Below are 18045 nucleotides of genomic sequence, written 5' to 3'. Positions count from 1 at the left end.
CCGCTTCCCAGTTGCGACGGTTTTCGATGAGTTATCAGGTTCTTGCACGTAAATGGCGTCCGCGCTCGTTCCGCGAAATGGTCGGCCAGACCCATGTGCTCAAGGCTCTGATCAATGCCTTGGACAGCCAGCGGCTGCACCACGCCTATCTGTTTACCGGCACCCGCGGGGTGGGCAAGACCACCATTGCGCGGATCATTGCCAAATGCCTGAACTGTGAAACAGGTATTACGTCCACCCCTTGTGGCACGTGCTCGGTGTGTCGCGAGATCGATGAAGGGCGCTTTGTCGACCTGATCGAGATCGACGCCGCGAGCCGGACCAAGGTCGAGGACACCCGCGAGCTGCTGGACAACGTGCAGTACGCCCCCAGCCGCGGGCGCTTCAAGGTCTACCTGATCGACGAAGTGCACATGCTGTCCAGCCACTCGTTCAACGCCCTGTTGAAGACCCTGGAAGAGCCGCCGCCCTACGTTAAATTCATCCTGGCGACCACCGACCCGCAAAAGCTGCCGGCGACCATTCTGTCGCGTTGCCTGCAATTTTCCCTGAAGAACATGACGCCCGAGCGCGTGGTCGAGCATTTGACCCACGTGCTGGGGGTGGAGAACGTGCCGTTCGAAGACGACGCCCTGTGGTTGCTGGGGCGCGCAGCAGACGGTTCGATGCGCGACGCCATGAGCCTCACCGACCAGGCGATTGCCTTCGGTGAGGGCAAGGTCATGGCGGCCGATGTACGGGCCATGCTCGGGACCCTGGACCACGGTCAGGTCTTCGATGTGTTGCACGCGCTGATCAACGGCGACGCCAAAGCCCTGCTGGAGGCCGTGCGCCACCTGGCGGAGCAGGGGCCGGACTGGAATGGCGTGCTTTCAGAAATTCTCAATGTGCTGCACCGGGTGGCCATTGCCCAGGCGCTGCCTGAAGGCGTGGATAACGGTCATGGCGATCGTGATCGGGTATTGGCCCTGGCCCAGGCGTTGCCGGCCGAGGATGTGCAGTTCTATTACCAGATGGGTTTGATCGGGCGTCGCGACTTGCCGTTGGCACCCGACCCCCGTGGCGGTTTCGAGATGGTCCTGTTGCGCATGCTGGCGTTCCGCCCGGCAGATGCCACGGACGCGCCGAGGCAGCCGCTAAAGCCAGTGGGGATCAGCCAAGCCACAGTTGATTCCGCCCAAGCCGTGGCGGGGGCAGCGTCCGCTGCGCCAGTAGTGGCGGCCGCAGCGCCGGTTGCCGCGCCTGCTGTTCCTGTGGCTCCTGTTGCCGCTGAGCCGGTACCCGCACCTGTGCCCGAGCCTCGGCCGCAGGTTGCGGTGGCCCCTGAGCTTCCGGTCGAGCCAGAGCGGGTCGAGCCGGCCCCGGTGGTCGAAGCCGTGGTCGACCTGCCTTGGAACGACCCGGTCGAGCCAGTGGTTGAGCAGCAGCCGGCGGTCGAGCCAGTGCTGGAGACCACCGCTGAGCAGCCCGAGTTGACGCCGATGCCGACGCCGACCCCGGACAGCGTGGTGCCGGACGCGCCGGAGTGGGTCAATGCGCCGGTGCCTGAGCCGAGCGTTGCCGACGTCGATGCCGCCACCCCGGGCATCGACCTGGACGACGAGCCGCCTCTGGACGAGGACTACATCGAGCCCGACATGGACTCGGCCTACAGCTACCTGGACGAACTGGCCAGCGAGCATGCGGCGGATCCGGAGCCCGAGCCTGAACCCTTGCCTGCTGCGCAGCCTGCAACCGGCCTGGCCCTGGAGTGGCTGGAGCTGTTCCCGAAGTTGCCGATTTCCGGCATGACCGGCAGCATCGCCGCCAACTGCACCCTGATGGCCGTGGACGGCGACAGCTGGTTGCTGCACCTGGACCCGGCCCACAGCGCCCTGTTCAACGCCACACAGCAGCGCCGCCTCAACGATGCCCTGAACCAGCACCTGCAGCGGACCCTGACCCTGAGCATCGAGCTGATCAAGCCCGAGCAGGAAACCCCGGCCCAGGCGGCGTCGCGTCGCCGGGCCAATCGCCAGCGCGAAGCCGAGGAGTCGATCCACGGCGATCCGTTCATCCAGCAGATGGTGCAGGAGTTCGGCGCGGTGGTGCGTCACGATACTATTGAACCTGTCGAGGCCCTGGCCAGTCAGGGCTAATAACTGAAGGGCGCCGGGCTGTAATCGCCGGGCGCTGTTTTTATCCAAGTACTTGAGGTGATTCCCATGATGAAAGGTGGCATGGCCGGCCTGATGAAGCAGGCGCAGCAGATGCAGGAAAAAATGGCCAAGATGCAGGAAGAACTGGCCAACGCTGAAGTCACCGGCAAGGCCGGCGGCGACATGGTCACCGTGGTCATGACCGGTCGTCACGACATCAAGCGCGTGAGCATCGATCCAAGCCTGCTCGAAGGCGTCAGCGAAGACGACCGTGAAGTGCTGGAAGACCTGTTTGCCGCCGCCGTCAACGACGCGGTGCGCAAGATCGAAGCCAACAGCCAGGACAAGATGTCCGGCATGACCGCGGGCATGCAACTGCCACCGGGCATGAAGCTGCCCTTCTGATTCGCCCAGGCGTATTGGATGGATGACATGAAATGCCAGGCCTTGAGCCTGGCATTTTTGTTTGCGGCCGCGGTGGCTGAAAACATCGAACGCCCTCAGCCAATCATGGTCTGCACCCTGTAGCAGCTGATTTCTTCATCCACAAAGGAGCCTCCCCGATGCCCCAAGCATTGACCCTCAACCAGCGTATCGTCCTGGTGTCCCGCCCCCAGGGCGCGCCGGTCCCGGAGAACTTTCGCCTGGAACGCGAGGCGCTGCCGGACCTGGCAGACGGCCAGGTCTTGCTCAAGACCCTGTACCTGTCCCTGGACCCTTACATGCGTGGACGCATGAGTGACGCGCCGTCCTACGCGGCCCCGGTCGAACTCAATGAGGTCATGACCGGCGGCGCCGTGAGCCGGGTCGAGCGTTCCCTCAACCCGAAATTCCAGGAAGGCGATCTGGTGGTGGGTGCCACCGGCTGGCAAAGCCACAGCATCTCTGACGGCCGCAACCTGGTACCCGTGCCCTCCGGGCTGCCCAGCCCGTCCATGGCCCTGGGGGTGCTGGGCATGCCCGGCATGACCGCTTACATGGGTCTGATGGACATCGGCCAGCCCAAAGCCGGGGAAACCCTGGTGGTCGCGGCAGCCTCGGGCGCCGTTGGCTCGGTGGTCGGGCAGGTGGCCAAGCTCAAGGGGCTGCGTGTGGTGGGCGTTGCAGGAGGGGCGGACAAGTGCCGCTACGTGGTTGAGGAGTTGGGGTTCGATGCGTGCATCGATCACAAGAGCCCGGACTTCAGCGATGAGTTGGCCCAGGCCTGCCCCAAAGGCGTGGACATCTACTTTGAAAACGTCGGCGGCAAGGTCTTCGACGCAGTGCTACCGCTGCTCAATGCCAAGGCGCGGATTCCTCTGTGCGGCCTGATCGCCCAGTACAACGCCCAGGATGTGCCCGCCGGGCCGGACCACTTGCCCCTGCTGCAGCGTGCGTTGCTGACCAAGCGTGTGCGCATCCAAGGGTTTATCGTGTTCGACGATTACGGTGATCGCCAGCCCGAATTCATCAGCGCCATGGCGCCCTGGGTACGGGACGGCAAGATCAAGTTCAAGGAAGACGTGGTGGAGGGGCTCGAGCAAGCGCCGGAGGCCTTTATCGGTCTGCTGGAAGGACGCAACTTCGGCAAGTTGGTGGTGCGGGTCGCCGAAGCCTGAGCATTTGACGCTGGTCAGAGGCGCGGGTATAAACCGCGTCTCGTTGTTTAGTCGGACCTTTGCCCATGAGCTTCAGCCCCCTGATTCGCCAACTGATCGACGCCTTGCGCACCTTGCCGGGCGTGGGTCAGAAAACCGCCCAGCGCATGGCCCTGCAACTGCTGGAGCGTGACCGCAGCGGCGGCTCCCGACTGGCGCAAGCCTTGAGCCAGGCCATGGAAGGGGTCGGGCACTGCCGGTTGTGCCGCACCCTGACGGAAGACGACCTGTGCCCGCAATGTGCCGACACCCGTCGCGATGACACCCTGCTGTGCGTGGTGGAGGGGCCGATGGATGTGTATGCCGTGGAGCAGACCGGTTATCGCGGTCGTTACTTCGTGCTTAAGGGCCACCTGTCGCCGCTCGACGGCCTGGGGCCGGAGGCGATTGGCATTCCGCAATTGCTGGCGCGGATCGAGGAGCAAGGCAGCTTCACCGAAGTGATCCTGGCCACCAACCCCACCGTCGAAGGTGAAGCAACGGCCCATTACATCGCCCAATTGCTCCACCACAAAGGCCTGGTGGCCTCGCGCATCGCCCATGGCGTGCCTTTGGGTGGCGAGCTGGAGCTGGTGGATGGCGGGACCCTCGCGCATTCCTTTGCCGGGCGTAAACCCATCGCCCTGTAACGCGGTTGGTAGGCGCCGGCTGGCCGGCAAACGCGAACAACGCAGAGTATCTTGATAACCAAGCAAGCGCTTGGTAAGTTCCCTCGACCCTTCAGAGGAGCTTGCCGATGTCTGCCTGCCAGGAATACTTCGACCCTAGCCATCAGTTGGTCCGCGACAGCGTTCGCCGTTTCGTCGAGCGTGAAATTCTTCCCGAGATCGATCAATGGGAAGAGGCGGCGAGCTTCCCTCGGGAGCTGTACCTCAAGGCCGGTGCCGCCGGAATTCTCGGTATCGGCTATCCCGAATCGCTGGGGGGCAGCCATGAAGGCGACCTGTTCGCCAAGATTGCCGCCAGCGAAGAGCTGATGCGCAGTGGCTCCGGTGGTTTGGTGGCAGGCTTGGGGTCTTTGGATATCGGCCTCCCGCCGATCGTCAAATGGGCCCGCCCCGAGGTGCGTGAGCGTGTGGTGCCCCAGGTGCTCTCCGGGGCCTGCATCAGCGCCTTGGCGGTCACTGAGCCCAGCGGTGGTTCGGATGTGGCCAACCTGCAAACCCGCGCTGTGCGCGAGGGCGACGTTTACCGTGTCAGCGGCAGCAAGACTTTTATCACCAGTGGCGTGCGCGCGGATTTCTACACCGTCGCGGTGCGCACTGGCGAGCCGGGTTTCGGCGGCATCAGCCTGCTGTTGATCGAGAAGGGCACCCCGGGATTCACCGTCGGTCAGCCCCTGAAGAAGATGGGCTGGTGGGCGTCGGACACCGCCGAGCTGTTCTTTGATAACTGCCGGGTGCCGGTGGGCAACTTGATTGGGGCGGAAAACATGGGCTTCGCCTGCATCATGGGCAACTTCCAGAGCGAGCGTTTGGCCTTGGCGCTGATGGCCAACATGACCGCGCAACTGGCACTGGAAGAAAGCCTGAAGTGGGCACGGCAGCGCGAAGCCTTCGGCAAGCCCATTGGCAAATTCCAGGTGCTCAAGCATCGCTTGGCGGAAATGGCCACGGCGCTGGAGGTATCGCGGGAATTCACCTATCGCCAGGCGGCGAAGATGGCGGCGGGCAAGAGCGTGATCAAGGAAATTTCCATGGCCAAGAACGTTGCCACCGATACCGCCGATCGCATCACCCATGACGCCGTGCAGATCCTCGGGGGCATGGGTTACATGCGTGACAGCCTGGTGGAGCGCCTGTACCGCGACAACCGGATCCTCTCCATCGGAGGTGGGACCCGTGAAGTGATGAATGAAATCATCAGCAAGCAGATGGGGCTCTGACTGCGCAGGTTCGCCCGTCTTCGGCTGAAGCGGGCTGCCTGCGAGTGGGGTAGGGCGTTTAGCGTTCGGTCAGGGAAAACTGGGTCAGGCAAAAGGTCGGGATGCCCATGTCTTCCAGCTTTTGCGAGCCGCCCAGTTCCGGCAGGTCGATGATGGCCGCGGCTTCGAAGATTTTCGCCCCCATGCGTCGCACCAGGTTGGCGGCAGCGATCAGGGTGCCACCGGTGGCGATCAGGTCATCGAACATCAACACCGAGTCGCCTTCGCACAGGCTGTCGGCATGGACTTCGAGATAGGCTTCGCCGTACTCGGTCTGATAGCCCTCGGCGAGCACATCGGCCGGCAGCTTGCCTTGCTTGCGGAACAGGATCAGCGGTTTGTTCAACTGGTAGGCAATGATCGAACCGATCAGGAAGCCACGGGCGTCCATGGCGCCGATGTGGCTGAAGTCTTCTTCGACATAACGCTGGGCGAAACTGTCGGCCACCAGGCGCAAGGCCTTGGGCGATTGGAACAGCGGGGTGATGTCGCGGAAGATCACGCCCGGCTTGGGAAAGTCGATGACGGGGCGGATCAGGGATTTGATATCGAAGGGGTCGAAGGCCATTTTCGGAGTGTCCTGGCGGGCAAATGAGCCGCGCCAGTATAACCGCGGCTGGGCCACTTGGCTCAGCCGCAAACCGCCAGGGTCAGCCTTCCAGGGAGCCGCCAGCCAGGGCGCAGAGCTGGATCGGGTCGAGGATGTGCACTTCCTTGCCCTCGGCCGCCAGCAACTCGTTCTGCTGGAAGCGCGTGAACACACGGGACACGGTCTCGACCGCCAGGCCCAGGTAGTTGCCGATTTCGTTGCGCGACATGCTCAGGCGGAACTGGTTGGCCGAGAACCCACGGGCCCGGAAACGCGCCGACAGGTTGACCAGGAAGGTGGCAATGCGTTCGTCGGCGGTCTTTTTTGACAGCAGCAGCATCATTTGTTGATCGTCGCGAATTTCGCGGCTCATTACACGCATCAGTTGCCGGCGCAGTTGAGGCAACTGCAGGGCCAGTTCATCGAGGCGTTCAAAGGGGATTTCACAGACAGAGGTGGTTTCCAGTGCCTGGGCCGACACCGGGTGGCTTTCGGTGTCGACGCCGGACAGGCCCACCAGTTCGCTGGGAAGGTGGAAGCCGGTGATTTGCTCTTCGCCGCTGTCGCTCAGGCTGAAGGTTTTCAGTGCTCCGGAACGAACGGCATACACGGAATCGAATTTATCGCCTTGGCGGAAAAGGAACTCGCCTTTCTTGAGCGGGCGGCCACGTTTGACGATGTCGTCCAGCGCATCCATGTCTTCCAGATTCAAAGAAAGTGGCAGGCAGAGGGGGGCCAGGCTGCAATCCTTGCAATGGGCCTGGTTGTGAGCGCGCAGTTTAACTGGCTCGGACATTCTAGAATCCTTGTGGGAAAACACACATAAGCCGTAAGGGTAACTCACGGGAGGAGGTTCCGGCCAGTCCATGGCGTATTGGCGCTTAGTCGTAAAGCAATACCTTTTGGGGTCGATAACCCGGTATCTGAAACAACATCGAGTGCCTCCTTTATGCCCCCAATTGGCGGTATTACCAATGGCAACAGTCACTTGCAGGCGACCGGCGACGCCTTGGCGGACTCGGCCAGTTCACCCTTGGAGCTATCGCCCCTGGCTGAGCATGCCCAGTCGGCGCAGAGCGTCAAAGTGTCGCTGTCCGGTGTAGGCCTGCAGCGGGCAGCGGCGTCCAGTGCCGATGACCGCGATATCGAAGAGAGCGGTCTGCCCGAGAATATTCAGAACATTCTCAAAATGATTCGCAAACTGAAGCAGCAAATCGCCGAAAAACTCGCCGAGCTGCAAGCCGTGATGGCCAATCGGCGCCTGTCGCCCGAAGAGTCCCAGGCCAAGGTGGCCGCCCTGCAATCGGCAATGGCCGGTCTCAACGCTGGTTTGATGACCGCCAACATGGCGCTGGCCAAAGCCTTGAAAGAGGCCGGGCTGAGCCCTGAACTGCTGATGAAAGCGGCATCCCTGGCGATGAAGTCCTAGATCACCCGGGAAAACCGCTGGCGGTTCTGCTGCCCCAAGTAGGCATCGAACACCATGCACACCGAGCGCACCAACAAGCGCCCGGCCGGCAGGACCTGGATCTGCTGAGGGCCCAGTTCGATCAGGCCGTCGCTGGCCATGGCTTGCAACTGCGGCCATAGCTCATTGAAGTACCCGCGAAAGTCGATGTTGAAGGCCCGCTCGATGTCCTCGAAGCGCAGACTGAAGTTGCAGATCAGTTGCTGAATCACCTCGCGGCGCAGGCGGTCATCGGTGTTGCACACCAGGCCCCGGCTGGTGGCCAGTTGCGCGCCGGCCAGGGCGTTCTGGTATTGAGTCAGGTCGCTGCTGTTCTGGCAGTACAGATCGCCAATCTGGCTGATGGCCGACACCCCAAGCCCGATCAGGTCGCAATGGCCGTGGGTGGTGTAGCCCTGGAAGTTGCGTTGCAGGGTCGACTCTTCCTGAGCGATGGCCAGCTCGTCGTCCGGCAGGGCGAAATGGTCCATGCCGATGTAGCGATAGCCGGCAGCAGTCAGTTGTTCGATGGTGCGTTGCAGCATCTGCAGTTTGTCGGCAGCGGCTGGCAAATCGTTGCTGTTGATCCGCCGCTGGGGCATGAAGCGCTCCGGCAGGTGGGCATAGTTGAACACCGAGAGTCGGTCCGGTTGCAGGCTGATGACTTCTTCCACGGTGCGCGCAAAGTTGTCGGGCGTCTGTTTTGGCAGGCCGTAGATCAGGTCGATGTTGATCGAGCGAAACTGCAAGGTCCGTGCGGCCTCGATCACTGCGCGGGTTTCCTCCAGGCTCTGCAGGCGATTGACTGCCCGCTGCACGGCTGGGTCGAGGTCCTGCAGGCCGATACTCACACGGTTGAAGCCCAGTTCCCGCAGCAGGCCCATGGTCGACCAGTCGGCCTCTCGTGGGTCGATCTCGATGCCGTAGTCGCCCGAGTCGTCGTCCAGCAGGTTGAAGTGCTTGCGCAGGTGTGTCATCAACTGACGCAGTTCGTCGTGGCTGAGAAAGGTCGGGGTGCCGCCGCCAAAGTGCAGTTGCTCCACCTTCTGTGACGGGTCCAGGTGGCAGGCGATCAGTTGGATCTCCTGCTCCAGGCGCTGCAGATAGGGCTGGGCGCGGCCGCGGTCCTTGGTGATGACTTTATTGCAGGCGCAGTAGTAGCAAATGTTCGCGCAAAACGGCACGTGGACATACAGCGACAGTGGGCGCAAGACTTTGCGGCTGTCGCGCAGGCGTGCAGCAGGTCGAAGCTGCCGACCTGGCTGTTGAATTGAACGGCGGTCGGATAGGAGGTGTAGCGTGGTCCCGCCAGGTCATAACGGCGGATCAGATCTGAGTCCCAACGAATGGCGTCGAGCATGCGGGAATTCCCCCGGATAGGCTGGCAGTGTTCGCGAGTCTATGAGCTTCATGGGGAGGCCATCTTGATTTGTATCAAGGGTGTTCAGAGGCTGGAAAGCCCGTTGGGCCCTGATGCATCGGGCGGCTGGCGCTGAGTTTAATGCCCCATCAACCAGTGCTGGTGGGGCCCAGGCAAGGTCCAGAGGCCGAACAACATCACTAGCAGGCCGCCGGCCATGCGCACACTGCGTTTGCGCAGCAGGGCCGTGACTCGTTCGGCGGCCAGGCCCGTGGCCAGCAGCACCGGCCAGGTACCTAGGCCGAACGCCAGCATCAGCAGGGCGCTATCGATGGCATTGCCCTGGCTGGCGGCCCACAGCAGGGTGCTGTAGACCAGCCCGCAAGGCAGCCAGCCCCACAGGGCACCGAGCAGCAGGGCGCGGGGCAGGCTGGAGACTGGCAGCAGCCGGTTGGCCACGGGTTGAATGTGCCGCCACAGGCCGCGTCCAAGGCTTTCAATCCGGGTCAGGCCGCTCCACCAGCCCGCCAGGTACAAGCCCATGGTGATCAACAGCAGCCCGGCCAGGTAGCGCAAGAACAACGCCGCGGGGCTGCTGGCCACCGCCCAGCCGGCCAGGCCGATCAACAGGCCGGCGCTGGCGTAACTGAGGATACGCCCCAGGTTGTAAGCCAGCAGCAGGCGAAACCGCCGGCTGCGTTGCTCCTTGGGAATGGCCAGGGTCAGGGCGCCCATCAGGCCACCGCACATGCCCAGGCAATGCCCACCCCCCAGCAGGCCGAGGATCAGGGCTGACACCAGCAGCGGCGCCAGCTCAAGCACGGGGCGGCGCCTGGTCGTTGTCGGTTGGGCGTTCTGCTTTGGACGGGTTGTTGGCCTGGTCCACGGCAGCGGTGTGGTTGGGATCTTGGTCGTCAAACAGAATGCTGTGGGCCGGGCCGTCGAGGTCGTCGTACTGGCCGCTGTCCACCGCCCAGAAGAAGATGTACACGGCGATGGCCACGATCAGCAGGGCGGCGGGAATCATCACGTAGAGGGCGGGCATCTGGACTCCAGGCGCGTGCGGCTCAGGCCGGCAACGGGCGGGTTTCTGACAAGGTGGCAGGCTACGGCACGCGAGGCATGCGGGTCAGGCGCAACGCATTGAGTACCACGGTCAAGGAGCTGACGGACATACCGATTGCCGCCCAGATGGGGGTGATCCAGCCGAGGGCGGCGAACGGCAACATGAGGCCATTGTACAGGCCTGCCCACAGCAGGTTCTCGATGATCACTCGACGGGTGCGTCGCGCCAGACCGAAGGCCTGTACCAAGGCGTCCAGGCGGTTGGACAAGAGCACCGCGTCCGCGCTGGTTTTCGCCAGGTCAGTGGCCGATCCCATGGCCACGCTGATGTCCGCCGCCGCCAGCACGGGTACGTCGTTGACCCCGTCGCCGAGCATCAGCACCTTGCGCCCTTGCCGATGCAGGTCTTGCAGTACCTGCAACTTGTCATCGGGGCGCAGGCCGCCACGGGCCTGGTCAATCCCAAGCTCTGCCGCAACACTGGCGACCATCGGCGAGCTGTCGCCGGACAGCAGCAGGGTCTGCCAGCCTCGGGCCTTGCAGGCCGCCAGCAGGGCCGGGGCGTCGGCCCGCAGGCGGTCGTCGAGGACCAGCCAGGCCAGGGCGCCTTGAGCGTCACCGAGCAGCAGCCATTGGCCGGCTTCTTCAGGCATCGGCGGGACCGCGCAGCCGCTGAGCTCACAGACAAACGCCGGTTGGCCGATCCGCAGGCGTTGCTCGCCGACCTGGCCTTCGAGGCCAAGCCCGGGCGCGCTGGTGACGTCTTCGGCAGCCTGCGGCGCTCGACCGAAAGCACGGGCAATTGGGTGTTCGGAACGATTTTCCAGGGCCGCAGCCAGGCCCAGGCACTGGTCGCTGTCCAGGTCGCGCAACGGGCGGATGGCGCGCAAGGCCAGGCGCCCCTCGGTGAGGGTCCCGGTCTTGTCGAAAATCACCGTGTCGATCTGGTTCAAGCCTTCCAGCACATGGCCGCGGGTCAGCAGCAGGCCGAGTTTGTGCAAGGTGCCGGTGGCCGCGGTCAAGGCGGTCGGCGTTGCCAGGGACAGCGCGCAAGGGCAGGTGGCGACCAGCATCGCCAGGACAATCCAGAAGGCTCGGGACGGATCCAGCTCCCACCACAACAGGCCGATGGCGGCCGCAGCAATCAGCGACAGCAGGAGAAACCACTGGGCGGCGCGATCGGCGATTTCCGCCAGCCGGGGTTTTTCCGCCTGGGCGCGATCCAGCAGGCGCACGATGGCCGAGAGGCGAGTGTCCTGGCCCAGGGCCAGGACTTCCACGGTCAGCGCGCCTTCGACGTTCAGCGTGCCGGCGGTGACCGCATCGCCCTGGTTGCGCGGTTGTGGCAGGTATTCGCCGGTGAGCAGGGATTCGTCAATGCTCGACTGGCCGTCGAGGATCTTGCCGTCCGCCGGCAGGATGGCGCCGGGGTGCACCAACACCCGATCCCCCAGGCGCAGCTCACTGAGCAGGATGCGTTCGCTCTGGCCGTCGTCGCTCAAGCGCAGGCATGAAGCCGGCAGCAGGTTGACCAGTTGCGCGGTGGCCGCGGCAGTGCGCTCCCGGGCCCGGCGCTCCAGGTAACGGCCGGCCAGCAGGAATAGGGCGAACATGCCTACGGCATCGAAATACAGCTCGCCGACGCCGGTGATGGCACTCCAGATTCCGGCCAAGTAAGCCGCGCCGATGGCCAGGGACACCGACACGTCCATGGTCAGGTGGCGGGTTCGCAGGTCGCGCATGGCGCCCTTGAAGAACGGCGCACAGCTATAGAAGACGATGGGGGTGGTGAGGAACAGCGCGACCCAGCGCAGGATGGTGTGCAGCTCCGGGCTCAGGTCGATATTGAATTCTGGCCATGTGGCCATGGTTGCCATCATCGCCTGGAACCACAGCAGGCCCGCTACGCCCAGTTGGCGCAGCGCCAGGCGGTTTTCGCTGGCCAGTTGTTCGCTGGCGCGGTCGGCTTGGTAGGGGTGGGCGGCGTAACCGATCTGGCGCAGCTCGCTGAGCACCTGGCTCAAGGGCAGGTCACTGTCGGCCCAGCGCACGTGCAGGCGGTGGTTGGACAGATTCAGCCGCGCCTCGGCCACGGCTGGCAGGCTGCGCAGGTGTTTTTCGATTAGCCAGCCACAGGCGGCGCAACTGATGCCTTCCATCAACAGGGTGGTTTCTGCCAGTTCACCGTCATGACGCACAAAGGGCTGCTGCACGTCGGGGCGGTCATAGAGCGCCAGCTCGTCCACCAGTTGCACCGGCAGGGCTTGGGGGTTGGCGGAAGCTTCACTGCGATGGCTGTAGTAGCTCTCCAGGCCGCCGGCGACGATCGCCTCGGCCACGGCCTGGCAGCCTGGGCAGCAGAATTCACGGTTGGCGCCAAGAACGACGGCGGTGAACCGGCTGCCGGCAGGGACCGGCAGGGCGCAGTGGTAACAGGGCAGGGGCTCGGTCATCGGGATTCTATATCGTCTGGAAGGGCGTCATCGCCGACAAGCCGACCCCTGCACAGAGGGGCGGCTTGCCGGCGATGGTCAGGCGCTTACTTCTTCAGGTCTTCCGCGCCTTGCAGCGGCTCGTCGCCCAGCAGCAGGTCCTTGTCGTGGCTGACCTGCTCTTCTTCGAACATGCGCCAGGTTTTTTCACCTTCCACTCCCAGCAATTCGACAAAGCGCCGGCCTTCGATCCGGTCGGTCAGTTGGCCAATGTAGCGGCCTTGCTCGGTTTCACTGCGGGTCAGGCTGATCTTGCGATCTTTCTCGGGCTGGGTTGGGGAAATCAGATTCAGCTCCAGGGTCTTGGGCTGGCTGTTGCCACTCAAGCGCAACTCGACTTCGCCGGTCACTTCGTCCAGGTGCACGCTGGCGCGCATCTGCAGGGTCTGGGCCAGCAGTTCACGGTCGAGGGAGCGGTTGATGCCTTTTCCGGCTTCGTAATAGTTGTCGTTGACCAGGTTGTCCGGGTTGTTCACGGCGATGGTCACCATGGACAGGGTCAAGGTCACCGAGCAGGCGAGGATACCGATGATGATCCAGGGCCAGAGGTGCTTGTACCAGGGGCTTGTGGCGGTGGCTGTGGGCATGATCACTTCTCTTTAACGAACTTGTGGGCCGATGAAGCGGCTTTTGGCTTCAACGTGGACGCTGTCATCGTCGGCGTCCTTGAGGATGAACTTCACTTCGTTGGCGCTCGAGGGCAGTTGCTCAGGGGCGCTGGAGAGCTCCACCGGCATGCTGACGATATCGCCGGCGGCCACGTGGATCTCGCGCTTGCCTTGCAGCTTGAGGTCCGGCAGGCCCGAGGCGTCCAGCACATAGGTGTGGTCGCGCTGGTCCTTGTTCATGATCTTCAGGCTGTAGACGTTCTCGATCCGGCCTTCGGCGTTCTCGCGGTACAGGACCCGGTCCTTGCTGACGTCGAAACCCACCAGCGAGCGCATGAAGAACGCCGTCACCAGCAGGCTGATCATGGCCAGCAGCACCAAGGCATAGCCGATCAGGCGCGGACGCAGTTTATGGGTTTTCTGCCCGGAGAGGTTGTGCTCGGTGGTGTAGCTGATGAGGCCGCGGGGGTACTCCATCTTGTCCATGATGCTGTCGCAGGCGTCGATGCAGGCGGCGCAGCCAATGCACTCGATTTGCAGGCCGTCCCGAATGTCGATACCCGTAGGGCAGACCTGGACGCACATGGTGCAGTCGATGCAGTCACCCAGGCCCTGCGCCTTGTAGTCGGCGCCTTTCTTGCGGGGGCCACGGGTCTCGCCGCGGCGTGGGTCGTAGGAAACGATCAGGGTGTCTTTGTCGAACATCACGCTCTGGAAGCGCGCATAGGGGCACATGTAGATGCACACTTGCTCGCGCAGCCAGCCGGCGTTGCCGTAGGTGGCGAGGGTGAAGAAGCCCACCCAGAAGTACGACCAGCCATCGGCCTGGCCGGTGAAGAACTCGATGACCAGTTCACGAATGGGTGAGAAGTAGCCGACAAAGGTCATGCCGGTGACAAAGCCGATCAGCAGCCACAGGCTATGTTTGCCCAGTTTGCGCAGGAACTTGTTAGCGCTCATGGGCGCTTTGTCGAGTTTGATGCGTTGGTTGCGGTCGCCTTCAGTGACCTTTTCGCACCACATGAAAATCCACGTCCAGACGCTTTGCGGGCAGGTGTAGCCGCACCACACGCGGCCAGCGTAAACCGTGATGAAGAATAGGCCGAAGGCGGCGATGATCAGCAGCCCGGAGAGCAGGATGAAGTCCTGGGGCCAGAAGGTGGCGCCGAAGATGAAGAATTTTCGCTCCGGCAGGTTCCACCAGACGGCCTGGTGGCCACCCCAGTTGAGCCAGACGGTGCCGAAGTACAGGAGGAACAGACCGGCGCCACCCATCATCCGCAGGTTGCGGAAGAGACCGGTGAAGGCGCGTGTGTAGATTTTTTCCCGGGAGGCGTAGAGGTCGACGCTTTGAGTCGTGTTTTTGGCAGGCGGTGTAACGTCGTGTACAGGAATCTGATTGCTCATCATTGCATCCCACGGCAGTGGAAAAATGCCCCGATCAGTACGTGCCGATCGCGGTCAAAAAGAGGTCTTGCAGTGGCGCAATGATACGCCTGTCCCTCTGGCGCACGGGTGCGACCTTTGGTCGCGTTGGGGGAAATCAATTGATAGTGTAATGACTTGAATCAATTGACATGTGCAGTATGGACGGTTTTCAGCGCCCCACGCTTCAATCCTGCCACGGATTGAGCAGGCGTACGCCGCAATGTTCGAAGTCTGCCACGTTGCGCGTAACCACGGTCAGCCCGTGGACCAGAGCGGTCGCAGCAATTAATGCACCGCACTCGTTGCTGCGGTCCGCTATGTGCAATTGAGCGCAGCGCAACGCCACTTCATTGTCGATGGGCAGAATGCGCCCCGTGACAGCTAGCAGCACTCGGCGTTCCAGCCAAGAGCGTAGCAACGCACCTTGATCCGGGTCGCGGCGCTCCACCCGCAGTATTCCGGTTTCCAGTTCCAGCAAGGTGATGGCCGAGAGAAACAGCCGGTTCGGCGTTATGCCATGGGCCCAGACCTTGACCCCATGATTGGCGTTGGGCTTGCGCAGTTCGGAGATCAAGTTGGTGTCGAGCAGGAACATCAGGTCAGGTCCGTTTCGCGAGGAGAAATCGCTGCGCGCTCCGTGCTGAATTCGATGTCTGCCACCTCCGGCATGCTCAACATCTCGACGATGCTGACATTGAGGCCGCTTGTGTCCTGGTTGAACACGCGACTGGAAAGTGTGGTGATGGTCGGGGCCTGCCTGCTGGGTCAATGTAGAAACGTTACTGTCGCGCCTCTGATCAAACAATTATCCAGCGGGGCAGGGCGACATAAGGTTAGTTGTACCAGGTAAAAAAACGCCCCGCCAATGCTGATTGGCGGGGCCGTTCGGTGTTGCGTTCAGGCGTGTGCCTTACTTGGCTTCTTCCGCCTTGTCACCGTGGGACAGGCTATAGACGTAAGCCGCCAGCAGGTGAACCTTGTCGTTGCCTTGCAGTTGTTCCTGGGCAGGCATCTGGCCCTGGCGGCCGTAACGGATGGTCTGCTGCAGTTGCGCGAAGCTCGAACCGTAGATAAAGGCGCCCGGGTGAGTCAGGTTTGGGGCGCCCATTGCTGGGGTGCCTTTACCTTCCGGCCCGTGGCACACGGCGCAGTTAGCGGCGAACAGCTTCTGGCCGTTGGCTGGGTCGGCTTTTACGCCTTCAGGCAGTTTGCGGCCGTCGAGGTTGGTCAGGACAAACGCTGCGACATCGCTGACGCCTTGCTCTTTGATCACGTCCAGCCAGGCCGGCATAACTGCATGGCGACCGCCCATGATGGTGGTCTTGATGGTTTCCGGCTCACCACCCCAGCGCCAGTCGGCGTCGGTCAGGTTCGGGAAGCCATAGGCCCCCTTGGCGTCGGAACCGTGGCACACCGAGCAGTTGGAGGCGAACAGGCGACCGCCCATTTTCAGGGCTTGCGGGTCCTTGGCCACTTCTTCAATGGGCATCGATGCGAATTTGGCGAAAATCGGCCCAAACTTGGCGTCCGACTTGGCCATTTCCTTTTCCCACTCGTGCACACCGGTCCAGCCTGACTGGCCGTTGGCGAACTCGGTTTTCTTGTCGTTATCCAGGTAGGCGTAGCCCGGCAACAGGCCTTTCCAGTTACCCAGGCCCGGGTACAGCACCAGGTAACCCAGGGCGAAGATGATGGTGCCGACAAACAGCATGAACCACCATTTCGGCAGCGGGTTGTCGTACTCCTCGATCCCGTCGAACGAGTGGCCAACCGTCTCGTCGGTCTGCTCGGCGCGCTGGCCCTTGCGGGTCGACAGCAGCAGCCAGGTCAGGGCGAAGATGGTACCCAGACTGAGGACTGTGACGTACAGACTCCAGAACGTAGTCATTCTTTGTTACTCCTAGAAGCTTGCTCGACGTGCTTGATGGCTTCGGGATCATCCGCGAAGGGCAACAAGGTCGCGTCTTCAAACTCGGACTTGCGTTTGGGGCTGAACACCCACAGCGCCAGGCCGATGAAGGCCACCATCACTACAACGGTGCCCAGGCCTCGAATCATCCCGATATCCATCTAGATCACCGTTTGCTTTTGATGATGGTGCCCAGGCCTTGCAGATAGGCCACCAGCGCGTCCATTTCGGTTTTGCCCTTCACAGCATCCTTGGCGCCGGCGATGTCTTCGTCGGTGTAAGGGACGCCGAGCGTGCGCAAGACTTCCATTTTCTTCGCGGTGTCTTTGCCGTCGAGCTTGTTTTCCACGAGGAACGGGTAAGCCGGCATTTTCGACTCGGGCACCACGTTGCGCGGGTTGTACAAGTGCGCACGCTGCCAATCATCGGAGTAACGACCGCCTACGCGGGCCAGGTCCGGACCGGTACGTTTGGAACCCCAGAGGAACGGGTGATCCCAGACGCTTTCACCGGCCACCGAGTAGTGGCCATAACGTTCGGTTTCAGCACGGAACGGACGGATCATCTGCGAGTGGCAGCCGACACAGCCGTTGGCGATGTAGACGTCGCGGCCTTCCAGTTCCAGTGCGGTGCGCGGCTTCATGCCTTCCACCGGCTTGTTGGTGACGTCCTGGAAGAACAGCGGGACGATTTGTGTCAGGCCGCCGATGCTGACGGCGATGACCATGAAGAAGGCCAGCAGGCCGATATTCTTCTCGACTACTTCGTGCTTCATCAGTGAGCTCCAACTACAGCGATCTGAGCGGCGGCTTCGGCTTCAGCCGGGTTCGAGGCGCGAACGGTGCGGAACACGTTGTAGGCCATGAACAGCATGCCGGAGGCAAAGAACGCACCGCCCAGGGCACGAACGATAAAGCCCGGGTGGCTGGCTTGCAGCGCTTCGACGAAGGAATAGGTGAGGGTGCCGTCGTCGTTGATTGCACGCCACATCAGGCCTTGGGTGATGCCGTTGACCCACATCGAAGCGATGTAGAGCACGGTACCGATGGTCGCGAGCCAGAAGTGGGTGTTGATCAGGCCGATGCTGTGCATCTGCGCACGCCCGAAGAGTTTCGGGATCATGTGGTACAGGGCGCCGATGGAGATCATCGCGACCCAGCCCAGGGCGCCGGCGTGTACGTGGCCGATGGTCCAGTCGGTGTAGTGGGACAGGGAGTTGACGGTCTTGATCGCCATCATCGGACCTTCAAAGGTCGACATGCCGTAGAACGCCAAGGACACCACCAGGAAGCGCAAGATCGGGTCGGTGCGCAATTTATGCCAGGCGCCCGACAGGGTCATCATGCCGTTGATCATGCCGCCCCAGCTTGGCGCCAGCAGGATGATTGACATGGCCATGCCCAGGGACTGTGCCCAATCCGGCAATGCGGTGTAGTGCAGGTGGTGCG

General features: G+C 62.6%; 18 protein-coding genes and 1 pseudogene. 6 read left to right on the top strand and 13 right to left on the bottom strand.

What is annotated here, in order from left to right; translation table 11 throughout:
* The first annotated feature begins 26 nt into the window (after positions 1-26).
* The 5 genes from dnaX to M1B34_RS14190 all read left to right on the top strand — a co-directional run bounded on the left by dnaX (position 27) and on the right by M1B34_RS14190 (position 5660).
* A complete protein-coding gene (gene dnaX, locus M1B34_RS14210; protein ID WP_268265465.1) occupies positions 27-2138 on the top strand; it encodes a DNA polymerase III subunit gamma/tau in 2112 nt (703 codons plus the stop codon).
* A 66-nt stretch (positions 2139-2204) separates the two neighbouring features.
* The gene (locus M1B34_RS14205; protein WP_009047931.1) at positions 2205-2543 is read left to right on the top strand and encodes a YbaB/EbfC family nucleoid-associated protein; all 339 of its coding nucleotides are present in this window, start codon (positions 2205-2207) and stop codon (positions 2541-2543) included.
* Positions 2544-2701: 158 nt separating this feature from the next.
* Positions 2702-3736: an NADP-dependent oxidoreductase gene (locus tag M1B34_RS14200; RefSeq protein WP_268265464.1), complete on the top strand. Its 1035-nt coding sequence runs from the start codon at positions 2702-2704 to the stop codon at positions 3734-3736.
* Positions 3737-3801: 65 nt separating this feature from the next.
* A complete protein-coding gene (gene recR / locus M1B34_RS14195; RefSeq protein WP_268263096.1) occupies positions 3802-4404 on the top strand; it encodes a recombination mediator RecR in 603 nt (200 codons plus the stop codon).
* Between the two features lie 107 nt (positions 4405-4511).
* Positions 4512-5660, top strand: coding sequence for an acyl-CoA dehydrogenase family protein (locus tag M1B34_RS14190; protein WP_268265463.1), 1149 nt, complete (start codon positions 4512-4514; stop codon positions 5658-5660).
* A gap of 58 nt (positions 5661-5718) precedes the next feature.
* On the opposite strand, the gene M1B34_RS14185 is transcribed toward M1B34_RS14190, so the two are convergent.
* Both M1B34_RS14185 and fnr read right to left on the bottom strand, forming a co-directional pair.
* Positions 5719-6267: an adenine phosphoribosyltransferase gene (locus tag M1B34_RS14185; RefSeq protein WP_123330611.1), complete on the bottom strand. Its 549-nt coding sequence runs from the start codon at positions 6265-6267 to the stop codon at positions 5719-5721.
* An 82-nt stretch (positions 6268-6349) separates the two neighbouring features.
* Positions 6350-7084, bottom strand: a complete 735-nt coding sequence (gene fnr, locus M1B34_RS14180) for a fumarate/nitrate reduction transcriptional regulator Fnr (RefSeq protein ID WP_123330613.1) — start codon at positions 7082-7084, stop codon at positions 6350-6352.
* Positions 7085-7237: 153 nt separating this feature from the next.
* Between fnr and M1B34_RS14175 the strand changes: the two genes are divergently transcribed.
* A complete protein-coding gene (locus M1B34_RS14175) occupies positions 7238-7717 on the top strand; it encodes a hypothetical protein (RefSeq protein ID WP_268265462.1) in 480 nt (159 codons plus the stop codon).
* On the opposite strand, the pseudogene hemN reads toward M1B34_RS14175, so the two are convergent.
* The 11 genes and pseudogenes from hemN to M1B34_RS14120 all read right to left on the bottom strand — a co-directional run.
* Positions 7714-9095 (bottom strand): annotated as a pseudogene (gene hemN / locus M1B34_RS14170) (oxygen-independent coproporphyrinogen III oxidase). The gene M1B34_RS14175 and the pseudogene hemN sit on opposite strands and share 4 nt — an antisense overlap.
* A 138-nt stretch (positions 9096-9233) precedes the next feature.
* Positions 9234-9917, bottom strand: coding sequence for a sulfite exporter TauE/SafE family protein (locus M1B34_RS14165; protein WP_123330619.1), 684 nt, complete (start codon positions 9915-9917; stop codon positions 9234-9236).
* Complete coding sequence (gene ccoS / locus M1B34_RS14160; RefSeq protein ID WP_123330621.1) at positions 9910-10140, bottom strand: cbb3-type cytochrome oxidase assembly protein CcoS; 231 nt, start codon at positions 10138-10140, stop codon at positions 9910-9912. The genes M1B34_RS14165 and ccoS overlap by 8 nt, the downstream gene beginning before the upstream one ends.
* 61 nt (positions 10141-10201) lie before the next feature.
* Positions 10202-12613, bottom strand: a complete 2412-nt coding sequence (locus M1B34_RS14155; protein WP_268265461.1) for a heavy metal translocating P-type ATPase — start codon at positions 12611-12613, stop codon at positions 10202-10204.
* Between the two features lie 86 nt (positions 12614-12699).
* Entirely contained in the window at positions 12700-13239 is a 540-nt protein-coding gene (locus tag M1B34_RS14150) for a FixH family protein (protein WP_123330625.1), read from the bottom strand.
* Positions 13240-13251: 12 nt separating this feature from the next.
* Positions 13252-14667 carry a cytochrome c oxidase accessory protein CcoG gene (gene ccoG, locus M1B34_RS14145; RefSeq protein WP_123334317.1) on the bottom strand — a complete coding sequence of 472 codons (1416 nt, stop codon included), beginning with the start codon at positions 14665-14667 and terminating at the stop codon, positions 13252-13254.
* A gap of 205 nt (positions 14668-14872) precedes the next feature.
* Positions 14873-15283 (bottom strand): type II toxin-antitoxin system VapC family toxin, encoded by a 411-nt coding sequence (locus tag M1B34_RS14140; protein WP_123330627.1) that lies wholly within the window; start codon positions 15281-15283, stop codon positions 14873-14875.
* 315 nt (positions 15284-15598) lie between these two features.
* A complete protein-coding gene (gene ccoP / locus M1B34_RS14135) occupies positions 15599-16576 on the bottom strand; it encodes a cytochrome-c oxidase, cbb3-type subunit III (protein WP_123330629.1) in 978 nt (325 codons plus the stop codon).
* A complete protein-coding gene (locus tag M1B34_RS14130) occupies positions 16573-16758 on the bottom strand; it encodes a CcoQ/FixQ family Cbb3-type cytochrome c oxidase assembly chaperone (protein ID WP_003175465.1) in 186 nt (61 codons plus the stop codon). The genes ccoP and M1B34_RS14130 overlap by 4 nt, the downstream gene beginning before the upstream one ends.
* 5 nt (positions 16759-16763) lie before the next feature.
* Positions 16764-17372 carry a cytochrome-c oxidase, cbb3-type subunit II gene (gene ccoO / locus M1B34_RS14125; protein WP_011060240.1) on the bottom strand — a complete coding sequence of 203 codons (609 nt, stop codon included), beginning with the start codon at positions 17370-17372 and terminating at the stop codon, positions 16764-16766.
* The coding region (locus M1B34_RS14120; RefSeq protein ID WP_268265460.1) for a cbb3-type cytochrome c oxidase subunit I at positions 17372-18045 on the bottom strand (674 nt) is incomplete at its 5' end. The genes ccoO and M1B34_RS14120, both read right to left, overlap by 1 nt.

It is taken from the genome of Pseudomonas morbosilactucae, from assembly GCF_023241715.1.
Classification (GTDB): domain Bacteria; phylum Pseudomonadota; class Gammaproteobacteria; order Pseudomonadales; family Pseudomonadaceae; genus Aquipseudomonas; species Aquipseudomonas morbosilactucae.
This window is presented reverse-complemented; position numbering and strand designations above follow the sequence as displayed.